The organism is Amaricoccus macauensis, from assembly GCF_049800915.1.
GTDB lineage: Bacteria > Pseudomonadota > Alphaproteobacteria > Rhodobacterales > Rhodobacteraceae > Amaricoccus > Amaricoccus macauensis_A.
In genome coordinates, this window is sequence record NZ_JBNAFY010000001.1 from 773,176 (window position 1) to 788,555 (window position 15,380).

Consider the following 15,380-nt stretch of genomic DNA (forward strand, 5'->3'; position numbering starts at 1 on the left):
GAAACATGTTGCGCGTTCTCGAAGTGGCCCATGACCACCCGTCCTGGACGACGGGCGGTACCGAATTCATCGCCAAGGACCTGGCCGATGCGCTGAACTTCCGGGAGGATGTCAGTGCACGGCTGCTCGTTGCCGCGACCAGCCTGCAGCGGCCGGGATCGGCACCGGGGTCGCTTGAGGCGATCGACGATGATTTCGTGATTTCGACAGGCCGATACGACCGTTTCTCCATGCTGCGCGATGACGGGACCAGCTGGCTCGATTCGCTTGGCAAGGTGCTGGAAACCGTGCGGCCCGACGTGGTTCATCTGCACGGGATCGACCGGCTCGGCGCCGAGATCCTTCCCGCCATTCGTCGCATGGCGCCACGGGTACGCATCGCGCTCACCCTGCACGACTACCAGATCATCTGCCCCAATGACGGGCTGCTCCTGACCACAAGGGACCAGAAGCGCTGCATGGGAATGCAGGCGGACCGGTGTCGCAGCTGCTTTCCGCAGATCGACGCGGCGCGCCATGCCCTGCGGCAGACGCACCTTCAGTCTCTTCTCTCGGCGGTCGACGTGTTCATCGCCCCGAGCGAGTTTCTCAAGTCGCGCTTCGCCGACTGGGGCATTCCGGCCGACAAGATCCGGGTGATCCGCAATGCGGTGAAACATGCGGCCCCGGTCAAGTTGGCCGTTTCCTCCGAACTCAAGGCGCAACGCACGCGGCGCGATCGTTTCGCCTATTTCGGGAATGTCTCGCCGCACAAGGGCGTCATGGTGCTGCTGGAAGCGGCGGCACGTCTCAAGGCGCGTGAACTCGATCTCAGAATCGATATCCACGGCGGACTGGGCTGGGCCGATGAGGCTTTCACCTCCGCTTTCCGCGACAGGCTCGAACACGCAGGCATCCTTGCACAGCATCTCGGTCCCTATGACCGAGGCGATCTGCCGAATATCCTTGCACGTACCGACTGGGTCGTGGTGCCGTCGACCTGGTGGGAGAATGCACCGTTGGTCATTCTCGAGGCGCGCGCGGCAGGTCGACCGGTGATCTGTTCCGGGATCGGCGGCATGTCCGAACTCGTGACGGACGGGGTGGATGGACTGCATGTCCCGCCCGGTGATGCCTCGGCGCTTGCCGACACGATGGCGAAGGCCGCGACGGATACCGGACTTTGGGAACGGCTCGCCTCGGCGCCGCGCATGCCTCTCTCGCATGAAGCCTTCGTCGATCAGCATCTCGACCTCTTCAGATCCTTCTTCAAACGGGTGGCAGCGGCATGAGACCGGCAGACGGCAGCGACTTTCCCCAAACCGGACAGTCGACCTTCACCTTGTGTGACACGAGTGCGATTCTGCTCCATGGCGGCCGCACACTCCTGCTGATCGAAAGCGCCGAGCAGTGCCTTCCGGCCTCCGGCACGCTTTCGCAAGAGGGCAACATACTGCCCTGGCATGCAAAATGCTGGCAAACGGGAGGCGGGGATGCGGCCCGCTGGTGCGCCATCGCCATTCTCGATGCGCTTCCCAAGAACGGGGCCGAACTTCGCGATCCGGCGACAGGATGGGTCTGGACCTTCTCGGAGCAGCCTTCGGTCGACGTGGCTCCGCAACCGCTCGCCGATCTGGTGCGCAGGTCCGGCGTGGATTGTCGCGACGTGTTCAATTTCCTGACCCGACACCTCCTCGAGGGGCGCTCGGATTCGGATGAGGCTCGCTCCTATCAGGAGTTCGCACGCAACTTCTTTACCGCAGCGGCCGAGCGAGACGGGTTTCTCGAGATCCTTGCCGCACCGGAATGCGGCGGCCTCTTTGCACAGGGCTGGTCCATGTCGCTGGATGCGGGCCACACGACGATCGCGAGCGTGGCCGGCGGGCTTTCCGTTCGCGAGGTGGATGTAGCAACGTTCGAGCGCGAGGACATTCTCCCTCCCGGTCATGGCGTGTGCTTCTTCTGCAAGGACTGGAAGGAGGACGATCTCCAGGCGGTCGATGCCGTGTTCTTCGAGCGAGACGGCCGGTTGCTTCGTCTCGATGTCGTGAAGGGGTCTCTGCTCAAGCTCCGGACGGAACAGGCAGACGCCCACGTCCGCACGATGCTTGGCCGGATCGAAGGGCCGGACGAAACATGCCGGGCCTTCCGCCGCATCTGCCGTCCGCGTTTCGGTGGCACAGACACGCTTTCGCAGACTCCGCTGCCGATTGCGGCCGCCTTCGATCAGCTGCTTCAGGCAGCGGACGGCTCGCTTCTCGCCATTGGCTGGATGCTCGATCCGACGCACCGTGTGGAGCGGGTGCTGCTGAAGAGTACCGGCAACCTTTATGCGCCGCTTGAGCAGAACTGGTGTGCCCTGCCCCGGCCGGATCTCAACAATGGATACGGCGCGGATCCACGCTTTGTCGATCTCCTCGGTCCGGGCAACACGATGCACGGTTTCATCGTTCACGTGCCCGCGCCACGCGAAAGGGTCGATGCCTGCGATTTGTACCTCGAACTGGTGCTTGACGACGATAGCTGTCTCTTCAAGCCCCTGGTTCCCACGCCGTTCAACTCGGCGGAGCGACTGCCGCAGATCCTCGGGGCAATTTCGCCCAAAGACCCGGAGCTTGGCCGGATCGTGGAGGATCACATCGCTCCGTTCCTTGCCGCCGTTCCGCCCGCCTCAACCGGCCGGCTACATGGCCGGAAGGCCCGAATGATCCCACTGGGCGGGAAGACGGAGGGCCGTCCGGTGACCGCCATCATGCCGTTTCGGACCATGGCCGAGCTGCAACCGATCCTCGGCGTGCTGGCAGGTTCGGAGGAGGCGCGGATGATCGAGTTCATTCTCGTCACCAAACGAACCACGGCCTCCGAGCATCTTTCGCGGCTTGAGGATGCCTTTCGGTTCTATGGCCTGCGCGGCGGTGTTGTGGTGGCGCCCGACGAGAGCACGGTCAGCAGCCAGATCGACATGGCCGCGTCGGTCGCTTCGGGCGCGCGGGTCCTTTGCTGGATGCCATCTGCCCTGCCCAAATGCCATGGCTGGCTCACCGCGTTGATGCAGCAGGCCGACAGGCTCCCGGTGCCCGGTCTTCTGTCCCCTGCACTGACCTACGAAGATGATTCGATCTATTTCGGCGGTGCGAGGCTCGATGATGCGGGCACCGAAACCGCCTGCGCGCTCACCGGCTACGGTGCCGAATGGCTGCCGCGCGGCGCGCCGGAGATGGTCGCGTCCGGAGCCGCCGAAATCGCACTGATCGACCGGGACCTTCTCCTGCGCGCGGGAGGCTATTCCGGCCTCCTCTTCAGCGATGCCTTTGCGCATGTGGACCTGGCCTCACGTCTCCGACGGCTGGCGTCCGGCGCATGGTGCGCAGGTGCGGTGGAGTTCTGGATGCTCGACGAACCCCAGCCAGACGATGACGCGGCCTTTCCCAGCCTGATGCGGAAGGTCGATGCAGCCCTGCTTGCCCGGCGCCGCAACGAACCCCAATCCGGAGAGATATCCGCATGAAGGCCCTGTTCCTGAGCCATGCCCACCCCGCCTTCTCGATAGGCGGAGCACAGGTGGCATCCTACAACGTCTTTCAGGGCATCAAGAGCCAGGAGGGGTGGGAGTCCCACTACCTCGCCGGTGTCGCCCCGCCGGTGGCACGCCACAAGGCGACGCCGCTGATGTCGCTTGGACAGGGCCCCGACGAGACGCTCTACTGGTCGAACGACTATGACTGGTTCTACCTCGCCTCGAACGGCATGGACGATCTGATGCGCCATTTCGAGCGCTTCGTCGCGGATCTCCAACCCGATGTGGTGAACTTCCATCATATCATGGGTTTCGGCATCCAGGCGATCCGCTCGATCCGCCGCGCGCTCGGTGACGTGCCCATCGTCTATACGCTGCATGAATACTTGCCGATCTGCGCCCATCATGGACAGATGATCAAGGCGAAGAACGGCGCGCTCTGCACCAAGGCTTCGCCATCAGACTGTGGTGTCTGCTTCCCGGAGATCGGTGCGGCAAACCTGTTGCGCCGGGAGATCTTTATCAAGAGCTTCATGGCCGAGATCGATGCCTTCGTGAGCCCGTCGCATTTCCTCCTGTCCCGTTTCGCCGACTGGGGGCTGCCGCCCGAGAAGCTGGTGATGATCGAGAATGGTCTCGAGGGTGGCCAGCCGGCACCGCCGCGCCCGGTCGCGCCGGGAGCAAAGCGCAATCGCTTCGCCTATTTTGGCCAGCTCAACCCGTTCAAGGGCATCAAGGTCCTCGTTGATGCGGTCACCAGAGTGCCGGCGGACGTCTGGGGCGATTCCATCCTTTACGTGTATGGCGGCAACCTCGAGCACCAGCCCGAGGAGTTTCAGGCGGCCGTCAAGGAGCTCTTCAGGATCGCGGGGCGCCGCATTCGCTTCATGGGGTCCTACAAGAGCCCGGACCTGCCGAACCTCATGCGTGAGGTGGACTGGATGATCGTACCGTCCACCTGGTGGGAAAACGCGCCGGTGGTCATCCAGGAGGCGTTTTTCCACGGCCGGCCCATCATCGCCTCGGACATTGGCGGCATGGCGGAGAAGGTCCGTGACGGGATCGACGGGCTCCATTTCCGCGTGTCCAACGCTGAAAGTCTCGCCGAGAAGATGGCGATGGCGATCCAGCAGCCCGAGCTTTGGGATCGCCTGCACGCAAACATCCAGCCGCCAACAACAGCCCAGGAATCCGGTCGGCAGCACGCGCGCCTCTTCGAGCGGCTGATCGAACGCAGGCATGCCCGTGCTGCAGGCGGCCAGTCGCTCGGACGGGAGCATGCCGCAGAATGAGCATGCAGCCGGCGGCCGATCCCTGCAAGCTTGCCCTGCGCGACGTCCTTCGTGGTGCGGCGGCAGCCGGTGTGGTCGGATTCTTCCTCAATATCCTGCATCTCGCTCTGCCGCTCTACACGATTCAGGTCTATGACCGGGTCCTGTCCAGCGGCAGTCTGGAGACGTTGAGCGCGCTGGCGATCCTTGTGGCGGTCGTGCTGCTGTTCCAGGCCGTCATCGACTTCCTGCGTTCGCGGCTCTTCTCGATCCTCGGTGGTCGGATGATGACCCGGCTCGGCAATCCCGTCTTCGAATCCGCCGTCGAAACCACATTGCGGCAGGGTCCGATGTCGGCGGCTGGGGTCATGCGGGATCTGAGCGATCTGCGTGGCTTCATCGCGGGGGGTGCCATCGCGCTACCGATCGATCTTGTTGTGGCGCCGATGTTCCTCCTCGTGCTCTTTCTGCTCCACCCGTTCTACGGTCTTGTCGGGCTCGCGGGCGCAATCGTGCTCACCGGGGCTGCTCTTGCGACCGAGATGCTGGCCCGCCGACCAAGCGCGCGGGCCGCTGCCGCCACCAACAAGGTTCAGACGGAAACATCCGCCGCGATCCGGAATGCCGAAGTCATTACGGCCATGGGGATGCTCCCCGCAATCGCACGTCGTTGGCGAGAGTCACAGGCCGCTGCCATCGAAGACGTGGAGCGCGGACGGACCGCAGCCAAGGGCCTCGCAGCCGTGGCGCGCACCCTCCGCGTGGGCTTCCAGATCGGCATCATCACAACTGGAGCAATCCTGGTCGTGAACCGCGATGCCTCGGCCGGCACAATTATCGCGGCCAACGTTCTAATGTCTCGCCTGCTGTTGCCCTTCGAGGGTTTGATCGACGGCTGGCGTCAGTGGGTGGATGCCCTGGCTGCATTCACGCGAATTCGCAGTGTGGTCGAGACCGGCGCGACCCAGCGTTCGGCTTTGCCTATCGTTGTCGGCAGCGGCAGGCTTGCTGCAGATCGCGCGACCTACATGCCCCAGGGCGGCAGCAAGCCGCTCCTGCGCAACGTCAGCTTCCAGGTCGAGAGCGGCGAGCTGATGGGCGTGATCGGACCCTCCGGAGCGGGAAAATCGACCCTTGCACGTCTGATCGTCGGTCTCTGGCAGCCCTCCGCGGGCGGGATCTATCTCGACGGGCAAAGCACCTTCACCCATGAGCGGGCAAGTTTCGGCGCCGCGGTCGGCTACCTTCCTCAGGAGCCGACGCTGTTCGAGGCCAGCGTTCGGGACAATATCGCGCGGTTTCGCGAGGCACCGATGGAAGAGGTTGTCCGTGCGGCCCGTGATGCCGGCGTCCACGAGTTGATCGGCAGCCTGCCACAGGGTTACCAGTCGATGCTTGCCGATGGCGGCGTCCGGCTCTCGGGCGGCCAGCGACAAAGGCTTGCCCTTGCTCGCGCACTCTTCGGCAATCCGAAGCTGCTTGTGCTCGACGAGCCCAACTCCAACCTCGATGCGGAAGGTGAAGCGGCCCTCGTGCGGGCCATCGAGATCGCCCGCGAGCGCGGCGCCACGGTCGTCGTGGTCGCGCAACGCATGTCGATCCTGAGCAAGGCCGACAAGCTGCTGATGCTCCGGGACGGTGCTGTCGCGCAATTCGGCAGCCGTGACCAGGTGCTCGCGGCCATAGGCCCCAAGCGCCCCACACGCAGTGGCGAGCCCGGTCAGAACGGTGGGGTCGTGGCCATGCGGGAGGGCGGCGCATGACCGCTGTGACCGATTTCGAGCGCTTCGAGGCCGAGCCGCTGCAATCCTACCGGCCCGTCTTTCTCACTTCGCTCGCGGCGATCCTCTGCCTTTTCGGGGCGGCCATCGGCTGGGGCATGTTTGCCCGTCTTGACGCCGCGGTGGTCACGCAGGGCGTCGTGCTGGCCGAAAGCCAGCGCAAGTCGGTCGAACATCTCGAAGGCGGTATCCTGCAGCAACTTTGGGTACGGGCCGGCGACCGGGTGCGCGAAGGCCAGATCGTCGCGACCCTCGATGCCACGCAGACAGCGGAAGCATTGGCGCAGTTCCAGGCCGATCTCACCGCGCTCACCTTCGAGAGCTGGCGGCTGGAGGCGGAACTCGAGGGTGCTGGGGAGCTGATGCCTGCCACCCTACCAGATGCCGCACGCAGCGTTTCGCCGGAAGAACGCACGAACCGCACCCGCGCCCAGATCCGCCTATTCGATGCACGTCTGCGCGCGCATGTAGGCCAGATTGACGCGCTGCAGCGTCAGATCGGACAACTGCAGGCGACCGCCACGGCGAATGATGCGCAGGCTGCCTCTGCCGACCGACAGATGGCCCTGTGGCATGAGGAGCGCGCCTTTGCGGCTCAACTCGTCGAAAAGGGCGCAACGCCCCGCCAGAAGCTCCTCGAACTCGACCGCACGATCGCGGCACTTGAAGGAAATCGCGACGAGTTCATCGGACTTGCGGACGCGGCCCGGCAGGACATATCCCGCGCGCGCGCCGAAATCGAGACGCTCAAGAGCCAGCGCATTGCCGATATTGGCACACGGCTCGCCGAAGCCGAACGCGAGATGGAAAGCCTTGAAAGCCGGATCCGGGCGGGTCGGGACGTGCTGGAGCGGCACAAGCTGCGCGCACCCCAGACCGGCCGCGTGGTGGAGATCTTCACGATCACGCCCGGTGCTGTGGTGGCGTCCGGAGCGCCGATCATGGAAATCGTGCCAGACGAGGACAAACTGATCGTCGAAACCAAGCTCGCGCCGGAAGCCATCGATACGGTTCACGCAGGACGGGCCGCGACTGTCCGGCTCATCGCCTACAAGCGTGCACAGGCCCCGCTCGTGGATGGCGAGGTGACCTATGTGTCCCCCGATCTTCTGACCGACCCGATGGACGGTTCGACCTATTTCGAGGCCCGCGTCACCATCGATCCCGACGAAATCGACGAACTGGAAGGCGCAGAACTCGTGGCCGGAATGCCGGTCGAGGTCTCGATCCTGACCGGTGAGCGTCGCGCGGGCGAATACCTGCTCGAACCGCTTCTCCGACATTTGAACCGGGCATTTCGCGAAGAATGAGACAGATGCAACCTATTGTACACCTTCGGTCAATGACCGCTGTCCTAATCTGCGCGATCAGGGAGGACCCAGCAGCATGACCCGACGCGCTATCCTGCAGATCGGCACGGAAAAGACCGGCACGACCAGCCTTCAGGGGTTTCTGGCGGCCAATCGAGACCGTCTCCGCGAGAAAGGCTTCATCTACCCCAGGTTCTGTGGCGACGTGAACCAGACCGGACTTGCAGCCTATGCCATGGTCCCAGACCGAATGGAGCCGCTCCGCAGCGCCTTCGGCATTCACTCGGTGGCCGATGTCGCCCCCGTGCGCCAGCGGCTGGAAGCAGCGGCCGATGCGGAACTCGAGGGCAGCGAGACGGCAATCTTCTGCAATGAGCATTGCCATAGCCGCCTGACGAGCCTTTCGGAGATCGAGACCCTGCGGCGGTTTCTGGCGCGCTATTTCGACGATATCCGGGTCTGCATCTATCTTCGCCGCCAGGATCAGGTGGCGGTCAGTCTCTACTCCACCCGGTTGAAAAGCGGTGGTTCGGGGACGGACATCCTGCCCCGAACGAACGACAGCGATCCCTATTTCAACTACGACCTTTCGCTCCGGCTCTGGGAGGCCTGCTTCGGACAGGCCAATGTGACCGTGCGGCTTTTCGACCGCAAGGAACTCGCGGACGGATCGGTCATCAGCGACTTTCTTCGCTGCTGGGATATCGGCACACCGGAACAGTTTGGCGAAACGCCTCACCTGAACGAGTCCATCTCGCCCCGTGCGCAGGACTTTCTCCGCGTTCTCAACCCCCATCTCGCCCCAATCGAGGGCCTGCCGCTTGATGCCGTGCTGGGTCCGCTGTCGGGTCGGCTCGCTGCTCTCTATCCCGGCAGCGGGGCGAAACCGACCCGATCCGAGGCCGAGGCTTTCTATGCCATGTACCGCGCCTCCAACGACGCGGTGCGCGCGCGCTATTTTCCGGAACGGGAAACGCTCTTCCGGGAGGATTTCAGCAGCTACCCGGAAAGGTCTCAGATCGCGGGCGCATCGCTCGAGGATTTCGGCGAGATCGCGGCACGCTTGCAAACCGAGGCGACAAGGGAAATCCGCAGGCTCGAAGCCGAAGTCTCCATCCGCGATGCACGCCTTCTATGGCAGCGCGGAGAAACTGAACAGGCGATCGCCACGCTGCGGGCCGCCCGATCGTGGCTGCCGCATCATGCTCCGGTCTACCGCGTGCTCGGCGAATATCTCCTGCAGAGCGAACGGCTTCAGGAGGCGCGCAAGGCCGCTGCTAAGGCGGCGGAACTCGGCCCGGACAACTTCGAATACTGGCACTTTTACGGTGTCGTCCTGAGGAGGAGCGACGATCTCCACGGGGCTCGGGACGCACAGGCCAAGGCGCTTTCACTCAATCCGGGCCACGAAGCCTCGCGCACCTGTCTGACGAATATCGAGGCGGCCATTGCGGCCGCCGAGACCCCTCCACCCCAGGCGCGTACTGCCTGACCTGTTTCGAGTAGTAACCAGTGATCCGAGGATTTCGGCCGTGACACAGCACATCGACATCTCACTGACACCACAGCTTCGCTCCACCCTGGCTTCCGCCGGGGTCAAGCTCGCGGGCCTTGCCAAGACCAACCGCCTGCTCTCCGGATCGAGGATCGAAACCCCGACGTCCATTCTCTCGACCGTGACACCGGGTGCCTTCCTTGAGGTCGGCGCATTCTGCAATCTCAGTGGCGGCACGCTGAACAACGTTCGGGTGGGGCGCTATTGCTCCATTGCGAGCGGCGTGGTGATCGGTTCGCACGAGCACCCGACGAACTGGCTGACCACATCGCGCGCGGCCTACTATCCGCAGGTCAACGGCTGGGACGAGTTGATGGCCGGCCCCAACCTGCCTTTCGTTCGCACCAACAAGCGGCCCTTCCCGCAGAGCTGCCCGGTTACCACGCTTGGTCCCGACGTCTGGATCGGTCAGGGCGCCTTCATCAAGTCGGGCGTGCGGATCGGCGCAGGGGCAATCATCGGAGCGCGGGCCACGGTCCTGAAGGATGTGCCGCCCTATGCCATCGTCGTGGGGACGCCGGGCAAGGTCCTGCGCCTGAGATTCCCGGACCTGATCGTAGAACGGCTTCTTTCGATCAAGTGGTGGAACTACAACATATACGATCTCTTCGAGGCTCCGTTCGACGATGTCGAGCGTGCGCTGGGAGTGCTCGAGGAAAAGATCGGCAACGGCAAGGTTGCGCCCTATAGCGGCCGCATGATCAGCGCCGAGGATCTGGCCGATCCCCATGGGCTGGCGGCAAGGTTTACCGAGCAGCCCCTGAGAGACGCAGGCTGACGGGAAAGCGGATGAGATCGCGCTCGGGGCCGACGCTGCAGTCCTCCCCGAGTGGCATTCTCACGAGATAGAGCCAGAAGTCGTCGCCGATATCCTCGAAGTTGTCCGAATGACTGCTCTCATCGAGGAGCGAGGGATAGGCATGGGCTGCGGGCGCGGCGCAATCTCTGCGCCAGAGGAGCGGAACCTCCAGAAGAAGCTCGGGCTTCTCCCAAACCAGGAGATCCGTCGAGCGCGTCCACCAGATACCGCTGACCCTCGGCCCGTCACCATCGCGCAGGGTCGCGGGCGTCACCGCGACATATGTCCCGCTCCCGCGATGCCGGACGACAGACGAAAGCGTGCTGACAATTCCAGGGACCGGGGCGCAGACATGAACTGCGGGCTCGGGCGGCGCTTCGCGAAACGGATCGACAAATCTTGCCGAAAATCCGGTACCATCCCAGGCGCGCCAATCATCGGGACCGCCACCGACAGGACGCCGGATCAGACACGCGCCGCGCTTTTGTGCCTCGTATGCTTCTGCAAAGATTAAGGCGTAGAGGTGATCCCCACGCCTCAGAATGTTGCTGGGACTGAAATACCCCTCTCGCTGCCCGGTGTCGAACCCGGGGCGATAGGGCAAGGATGCCACCAATTCGCTTGCCCCAGCAGGGTTCTGGAAGCTCCGTCCCCCATCTTCGGAGACGAGTTCGACGATGGCGTTCCACCAGCACGCCATGTAGTCGCCTGCCGGGCAAAGGTCGCGCCTGCGATGTCCATGGAATTCGACATGCGCCAGGGCAATCAGCCGCCCGGCCTCGCGGTAGGTGGAAGCGATCCAGACCCGATCATCATAGGCGCCGGGATCATCGAAGTTGCCACCCCGGTGCGCGACTTCGCAACTGCGCGTCAGACGTGAAAGGCTCGGGCCCGAACTGATCCGCGTCTCCTCCGAGCCGGCAAGCAGATGCACCATGCCCATGTCGTCTCGCCAGGCACGAGCGGGCGTGTCGGGAATGTCCCAGCGCGCACAGCGTTCCGCCTGCCAATCATAGACCGTCTCGGCCTGCCCCATGATTTCGAGACCGTCACCGGCAGCCACCACGGTGCTCGTTATGGAAAACAGGCATGCCAGAAACGGAAGCTTCACCATTGCGGCCATTTCTGTCCTCTCGTTGCAGGAGTGTTAACCGAGCCACGCTAGGGACCGGAACGGGGGATCACCCTGATACACCCGACAAGCGCTTACCAATTCCTGAACGCCGAAGGCCTTCGAACCATGCTCGACCACGAAAGACCCCCAGCCGATGGATCGTCACAGAGGACGGAAAAGGCAGGGCAAGACCCGGATGATGGCGCAAAAACCCAACGGCTCAATGGAGTGGTGGACGTGTCCCGACCGGGCCGCGTCGTTGGATGGGCCATAGACCGGTCCGACCCTGAGGCCGCCGTCGATGTGGAGATCTATCGCGATGGGCGGCATGTCGTCACCGTTCATGCGGATCGGCACCGGGAGGATCTCGTCCGTGGCGGCATCGGGACCGGCAAATACGGCTTCGTGGCGGAACTCGCCCCGCAAGCCGAACTGGGCATGGAATTCGCCGTAACCGCAATCGCGCGGGCCGCGGACGGAACCCGCGCCCCCCTCCGCCCGATTGGAAAAGCGGCCCCTTCAAGCGATCCGGGGCGCCGTCTGCTGGAGCGGACATTCGAGGAAGTGATTTCCCTCCGCGCCGATATCGCCCGGTTGCGGAAGCAGGGCTCGGGCAGCAACGAGGAAAGCCTTGCAGGTTTTCGAGACATGCTCGAGCGTATCGAAGTCGTTCAGGCTCGGCTGGAGGAGCGCGTTGCGCCCTCTGACCGTCCTGACGGGAGCCAGAACGACAAGAGCCTCAGGTTGATTGCCGGAGCGGCTCTTCTGATCGCCGTGGGGTCGTTGACGCTCGGTATCTTCTCGATGCTTCAGGGCTAAGACTGAGCCGTGCCTTGATGGCGCGCGCGACGGCGCCTGTCTCAATCCATGCTCCGGTATGCCTTCGCCAAGACCAGCGGCGCGAAATGCACCAGGGCAGCGGTGGGGCTTGGGCGTGGGTCCAGCCTAGCAGCGCCCAGAACCCACAGGGACTGAGACGTTTGGACATGGCGGCTTCAAATGACAAAAGACGAAAGGCAACCGGGGCGCGCGTCGAGCGGCCCCGGCGAGATCACTCAATGTGTCAAGGCATCGATTTGCCAACGACGCCTTGAGGGAAATCAGCGGCGACCGCGATCTTCCTTGCTGATGGCTCCGTCGCCGTTGCGATCCATGCGATCGACAACATGGGCAAAACGCTGGTCGAGTTCGGCATCGGTGATCACGCCGTCTCCATCCGCATCAAGACGCTGGAAGGCATCGACCATGCGCGAGCGGGTCAGTTCGCGGTAGACGGTATCGAACTCCTCGATCGACAGGGCACCATCACCCGATGTATCCGCTTCGGCAACCTTGTTGGCCCGGAAGGTGTCGATCTCTTCCTGGGTCACGGCGCCGTTGCCATCCGCATCGACCTGGATGAAGATCTCCTGGAACATCTCGTGGCCACGGCGTCCGCCATCGCGTCCGCCATGCTCCCGGTCTCCGCGCTCACCCCGGAAATGGGCGGGCTTTACCTGCATCTCTGCGCGCGGACCCTGACCGGGCTCGGCGGGAACGGCTTCCTGGGCAGTGGCGATTGCCGCACCGGCGGCAGCAAGCCCGAGAGCGACGAGACCTGCGGCGATGATCTTCGGCTGTTTCATGAGAGTCTTTCCTTCTTCTTTCAGTTTGGCGGGACGCCTCGTGTCCCGATGACCCCCATCTAAGGGTTTCTTTCGCAGAAGGTTTGTCAGCGGCGGGGCCAGTTTGTCGCATCCTGTCGCATGGATCGGGCTTGCGACAATCTGCGACAATTCTCTTCCGCGCGCCCCTGTTTGATGATGGAAATTTCACCTCGTCGGGACGTATTCAGGTAGGCAATACGAGCACATGGACGGGAGACGCGACCCTTGGAGAGCACCGAGCCCCAGATCCTGATCGTCGATGACGCGCGCGATATTCGCGAGCCGCTGGGCCAGTATCTGCGCAAGCAGGGCTTCCGCACCCGGCTGGCCGCGAACGCAACTGAGGCGCGCGAGGCCATCGACGAGGCGGTCATAGCGCTGGTCGTGCTCGATATCATGATGCCGGGCGAAGACGGGTTGAGCTTGTGCCGGTGGCTTGTGGCGCGTGGCGGCCCGCCAGTCATCCTGCTCACGGCAATGGCGGACGATACCGATCGGATCGTCGGCCTCGAACTCGGCGCCGATGACTACATGGTCAAACCCTTCAATCCGCGCGAATTGCTGGCCCGTATCCGCGCAGTCCTCCGCCGCACACCCGCACCCGAGCCCCAGATCCCTTCGGATCGGCGGCGGTTCGGCGACTGGATCCACGATCCGGCAACCCAGTCCCTCGAGGGGCCGGATGGTGCGTCTATCGAACTGACCTCAGGGGAAAGCCGGCTCTTGGGAGCAATGCTGGACCATCCCCGCACAGTTCTCAGCCGTGCGCGGCTTCTCGATCTCACGGCCGGGCGCGAGGCAAAGGCCTATGACCGGGCCATAGACAACACGATCAGCCGGCTTCGCCGCAAGATCGAGGCCGACCCTGCCAATCCCAGGTTCATCGTGACGCAATGGGGCGGCGGCTATCTTCTTGCCGCAGACGTCGAGGACGCATGAAAAACCTCGCGAAAAAGGTATTGCCCGATGGTCTCGCAGGCCGGTTCGCGCTTGTGCTGATCTTTGCCCTGCTGACGGTGAACCTTGTGGGTCTGGGGCTCCTGTCTCTCGAGCGGAGCCGGTTCGACCGTGAGGTCCAGAGAACACGGGCCTTCGATCAGATCGTTTCTCTGGTGCCACCGCTCGAAGCCATTGATCCCGATGCACGGCGCGGGTTGGCGGAAGATGCCTCCGGGCGGCTGTCACGCATCACCATCGGGCCTGCACCGCAGGTGGCTGTTTCGGGTCGGGATGCCGAGTCCCGGGCACTCGAAGAGGCCTTTCGGGATGCCCTGCCGGGCCGCGAAATACGGGTTCTTGCCCTGCGCGACGAGCGGGACAGACGCAGAGAGCAAAGGGATGGCGAAGGTCGATCCGAACCGCGGCTCGGGTCGGTTTCAATTTCGGTTCGACTGGAGATAGACGGTCCGGAACAATGGCTTAACGCGCGATCCCGCGTCTTCCGGCCGATGCCGCCGAGGCAACCGTCTCGATCCGTCCTGACGGTGCCCATCCTCTCGCTTGTGGTGGTGCTGGCGACAGGGCTGATCTTCGTGCGCCGTCTCACGCGGCCTCTCGCACGGCTTGCCGAGGCTACGCGCGCAGCCGGGCATGGGGATCGCACGGTGCGGGTGCCGGAAGACGGCGCACGGGAACTGCGGGCCGCCGCCGCGGCCTTCAACGACATGCAGGAACGCATCGCGCGCTTCGACGCGGAACGGATGCGCACGCTCGCCGCCGTAGGGCACGACCTGCGCACGCCCATCACATCGCTGCGGATCAGGGCCGAGATGCTCGACGAAGCCGAAGCCGAACCGATGATCCGCACCCTCGACGAGATGACGGTCATGGCCGATGGCCTGGTGGCCTACGCCAAGGGAGCGGGGGCGGCGGAGGATGTGCAAGATATTGATCTCGAAACATTTCTGCGCCAGATCTGCGAGGACTTGCAGGCGGATCTCGGCGTCACACGACCGGCGAGCGTCTCCGCCCGACCCGTGGCGCTGCGCCGCGCCATCGGGAACCTCATCGACAATGCGCGGAGATACGGTGGAAGCGCGCAGGTCACGCTGCAACGGGACCAGAAGAGCGCAATCATCGAGGTTGCAGACACTGGTCCGGGCATCCCGGAGGAGCGTATCGAGGCGATGTTTGATCCTTTCGTGCGCGGCGATGACAGCCGCAGCGTAGAGACGGGCGGAGCCGGACTGGGGCTCTCCATCGCACGCAATATCATCCTTGCGCAGGCGGGCACGATCACGCTCGAGAACCGCGAGACAGGTGGGCTTCGTGCGGTCGTGCGGCTGCCGCTGAAGGGTCACCCCGACCCCGGTCCATGACGGCCAATCGGCACCGAAACGCGATATGGAATCGGTATGGTTTCCGTATGGTTTCGATATGGCTTTCTGTAAGGCAACCGAGCATGGCCC

Annotated in this window: 12 protein-coding genes; 10 read left to right on the plus strand and 2 right to left on the minus strand. The window is 63.9% G+C overall.

Features of this window, described 5'->3' with window-relative positions; genetic code table 11:
* The first annotated feature begins 5 nt into the window (after window positions 1–5).
* From ACP15W_RS03485 to ACP15W_RS03515, 7 genes are all read left to right on the plus strand, one after another.
* Window positions 6–1,271, plus strand: coding sequence for a glycosyltransferase family 4 protein (locus ACP15W_RS03485; RefSeq protein ID WP_424931431.1), 1,266 nt, complete (start codon window positions 6–8; stop codon window positions 1,269–1,271).
* The gene (locus ACP15W_RS03490) at window positions 1,268–3,487 is read left to right on the plus strand and encodes a hypothetical protein (protein WP_424931432.1); all 2,220 of its coding nucleotides are present in this window, start codon (window positions 1,268–1,270) and stop codon (window positions 3,485–3,487) included. The genes ACP15W_RS03485 and ACP15W_RS03490 overlap by 4 nt, the downstream gene beginning before the upstream one ends.
* The gene (locus tag ACP15W_RS03495; RefSeq protein ID WP_424931433.1) at window positions 3,484–4,788 is read left to right on the plus strand and encodes a glycosyltransferase family 4 protein; all 1,305 of its coding nucleotides are present in this window, start codon (window positions 3,484–3,486) and stop codon (window positions 4,786–4,788) included. The genes ACP15W_RS03490 and ACP15W_RS03495 overlap by 4 nt, the downstream gene beginning before the upstream one ends.
* Window positions 4,785–6,530 carry a type I secretion system permease/ATPase gene (locus ACP15W_RS03500; protein WP_424931434.1) on the plus strand — a complete coding sequence of 582 codons (1,746 nt, stop codon included), beginning with the start codon at window positions 4,785–4,787 and terminating at the stop codon, window positions 6,528–6,530. The genes ACP15W_RS03495 and ACP15W_RS03500 overlap by 4 nt, the downstream gene beginning before the upstream one ends.
* Entirely contained in the window at window positions 6,527–7,858 is a 1,332-nt protein-coding gene (locus ACP15W_RS03505; RefSeq protein ID WP_424931435.1) for an HlyD family type I secretion periplasmic adaptor subunit, read from the plus strand. Before ACP15W_RS03500 ends, ACP15W_RS03505 begins: the two co-directional genes overlap by 4 nt.
* A gap of 76 nt (window positions 7,859–7,934) precedes the next feature.
* Complete coding sequence (locus ACP15W_RS03510) at window positions 7,935–9,350, plus strand: tetratricopeptide repeat protein (RefSeq protein WP_424931436.1); 1,416 nt, start codon at window positions 7,935–7,937, stop codon at window positions 9,348–9,350.
* A gap of 40 nt (window positions 9,351–9,390) precedes the next feature.
* Entirely contained in the window at window positions 9,391–10,191 is an 801-nt protein-coding gene (locus ACP15W_RS03515) for a CatB-related O-acetyltransferase (RefSeq protein WP_424931437.1), read from the plus strand.
* Here the strand turns inward: ACP15W_RS03515 and ACP15W_RS03520 are convergent.
* On the minus strand, window positions 10,160–11,335 hold the full coding sequence (locus ACP15W_RS03520) for a hypothetical protein (RefSeq protein WP_424931438.1): 1,176 nt from the start codon (window positions 11,333–11,335) through the stop codon (window positions 10,160–10,162). The genes ACP15W_RS03515 and ACP15W_RS03520 overlap by 32 nt on opposite strands.
* Before the next feature lie 228 nt (window positions 11,336–11,563).
* Between ACP15W_RS03520 and ACP15W_RS03525 the strand changes: the two genes are divergently transcribed.
* Entirely contained in the window at window positions 11,564–12,145 is a 582-nt protein-coding gene (locus tag ACP15W_RS03525) for a hypothetical protein (RefSeq protein ID WP_424931439.1), read from the plus strand.
* A 281-nt stretch (window positions 12,146–12,426) separates the two neighbouring features.
* Here ACP15W_RS03525 and ACP15W_RS03530 read toward each other — a convergent pair whose 3' ends face one another.
* Window positions 12,427–12,951, minus strand: coding sequence for an EF-hand domain-containing protein (locus ACP15W_RS03530; RefSeq protein ID WP_424931440.1), 525 nt, complete (start codon window positions 12,949–12,951; stop codon window positions 12,427–12,429).
* A 246-nt stretch (window positions 12,952–13,197) separates the two neighbouring features.
* Between ACP15W_RS03530 and ACP15W_RS03535 the strand changes: the two genes are divergently transcribed.
* Window positions 13,198–13,911: a response regulator gene (locus ACP15W_RS03535; RefSeq protein ID WP_424931441.1), complete on the plus strand. Its 714-nt coding sequence runs from the start codon at window positions 13,198–13,200 to the stop codon at window positions 13,909–13,911.
* The gene (locus ACP15W_RS03540; protein WP_424931442.1) at window positions 13,908–15,290 is read left to right on the plus strand and encodes an ATP-binding protein; all 1,383 of its coding nucleotides are present in this window, start codon (window positions 13,908–13,910) and stop codon (window positions 15,288–15,290) included. The genes ACP15W_RS03535 and ACP15W_RS03540 overlap by 4 nt, the downstream gene beginning before the upstream one ends.
* Window positions 15,291–15,380 lie beyond the last annotated feature (90 nt).

Excerpts from the sequence above, each read along its gene's own strand:
- ACP15W_RS03485 (WP_424931431.1), top strand. The coding sequence starts at position 6 with ATGTTGCGCGTTCTCGAAGTGGCCCATGACCACCCGTCCTGGACGACG.
- ACP15W_RS03490 (WP_424931432.1), top strand. The coding sequence starts at position 1,268 with ATGAGACCGGCAGACGGCAGCGACTTTCCCCAAACCGGACAGTCGACC.
- ACP15W_RS03495 (WP_424931433.1), top strand. The coding sequence starts at position 3,484 with ATGAAGGCCCTGTTCCTGAGCCATGCCCACCCCGCCTTCTCGATAGGC.
- ACP15W_RS03500 (WP_424931434.1), top strand. The coding sequence starts at position 4,785 with ATGAGCATGCAGCCGGCGGCCGATCCCTGCAAGCTTGCCCTGCGCGAC.
- ACP15W_RS03505 (WP_424931435.1), top strand. The coding sequence starts at position 6,527 with ATGACCGCTGTGACCGATTTCGAGCGCTTCGAGGCCGAGCCGCTGCAA.
- ACP15W_RS03510 (WP_424931436.1), top strand. The coding sequence starts at position 7,935 with ATGACCCGACGCGCTATCCTGCAGATCGGCACGGAAAAGACCGGCACG.
- ACP15W_RS03520 (WP_424931438.1), bottom strand. The coding sequence starts at position 11,335 with ATGGCCGCAATGGTGAAGCTTCCGTTTCTGGCATGCCTGTTTTCCATA.
- ACP15W_RS03530 (WP_424931440.1), bottom strand. The coding sequence starts at position 12,951 with ATGAAACAGCCGAAGATCATCGCCGCAGGTCTCGTCGCTCTCGGGCTT.
- ACP15W_RS03540 (WP_424931442.1), top strand. The coding sequence starts at position 13,908 with ATGAAAAACCTCGCGAAAAAGGTATTGCCCGATGGTCTCGCAGGCCGG.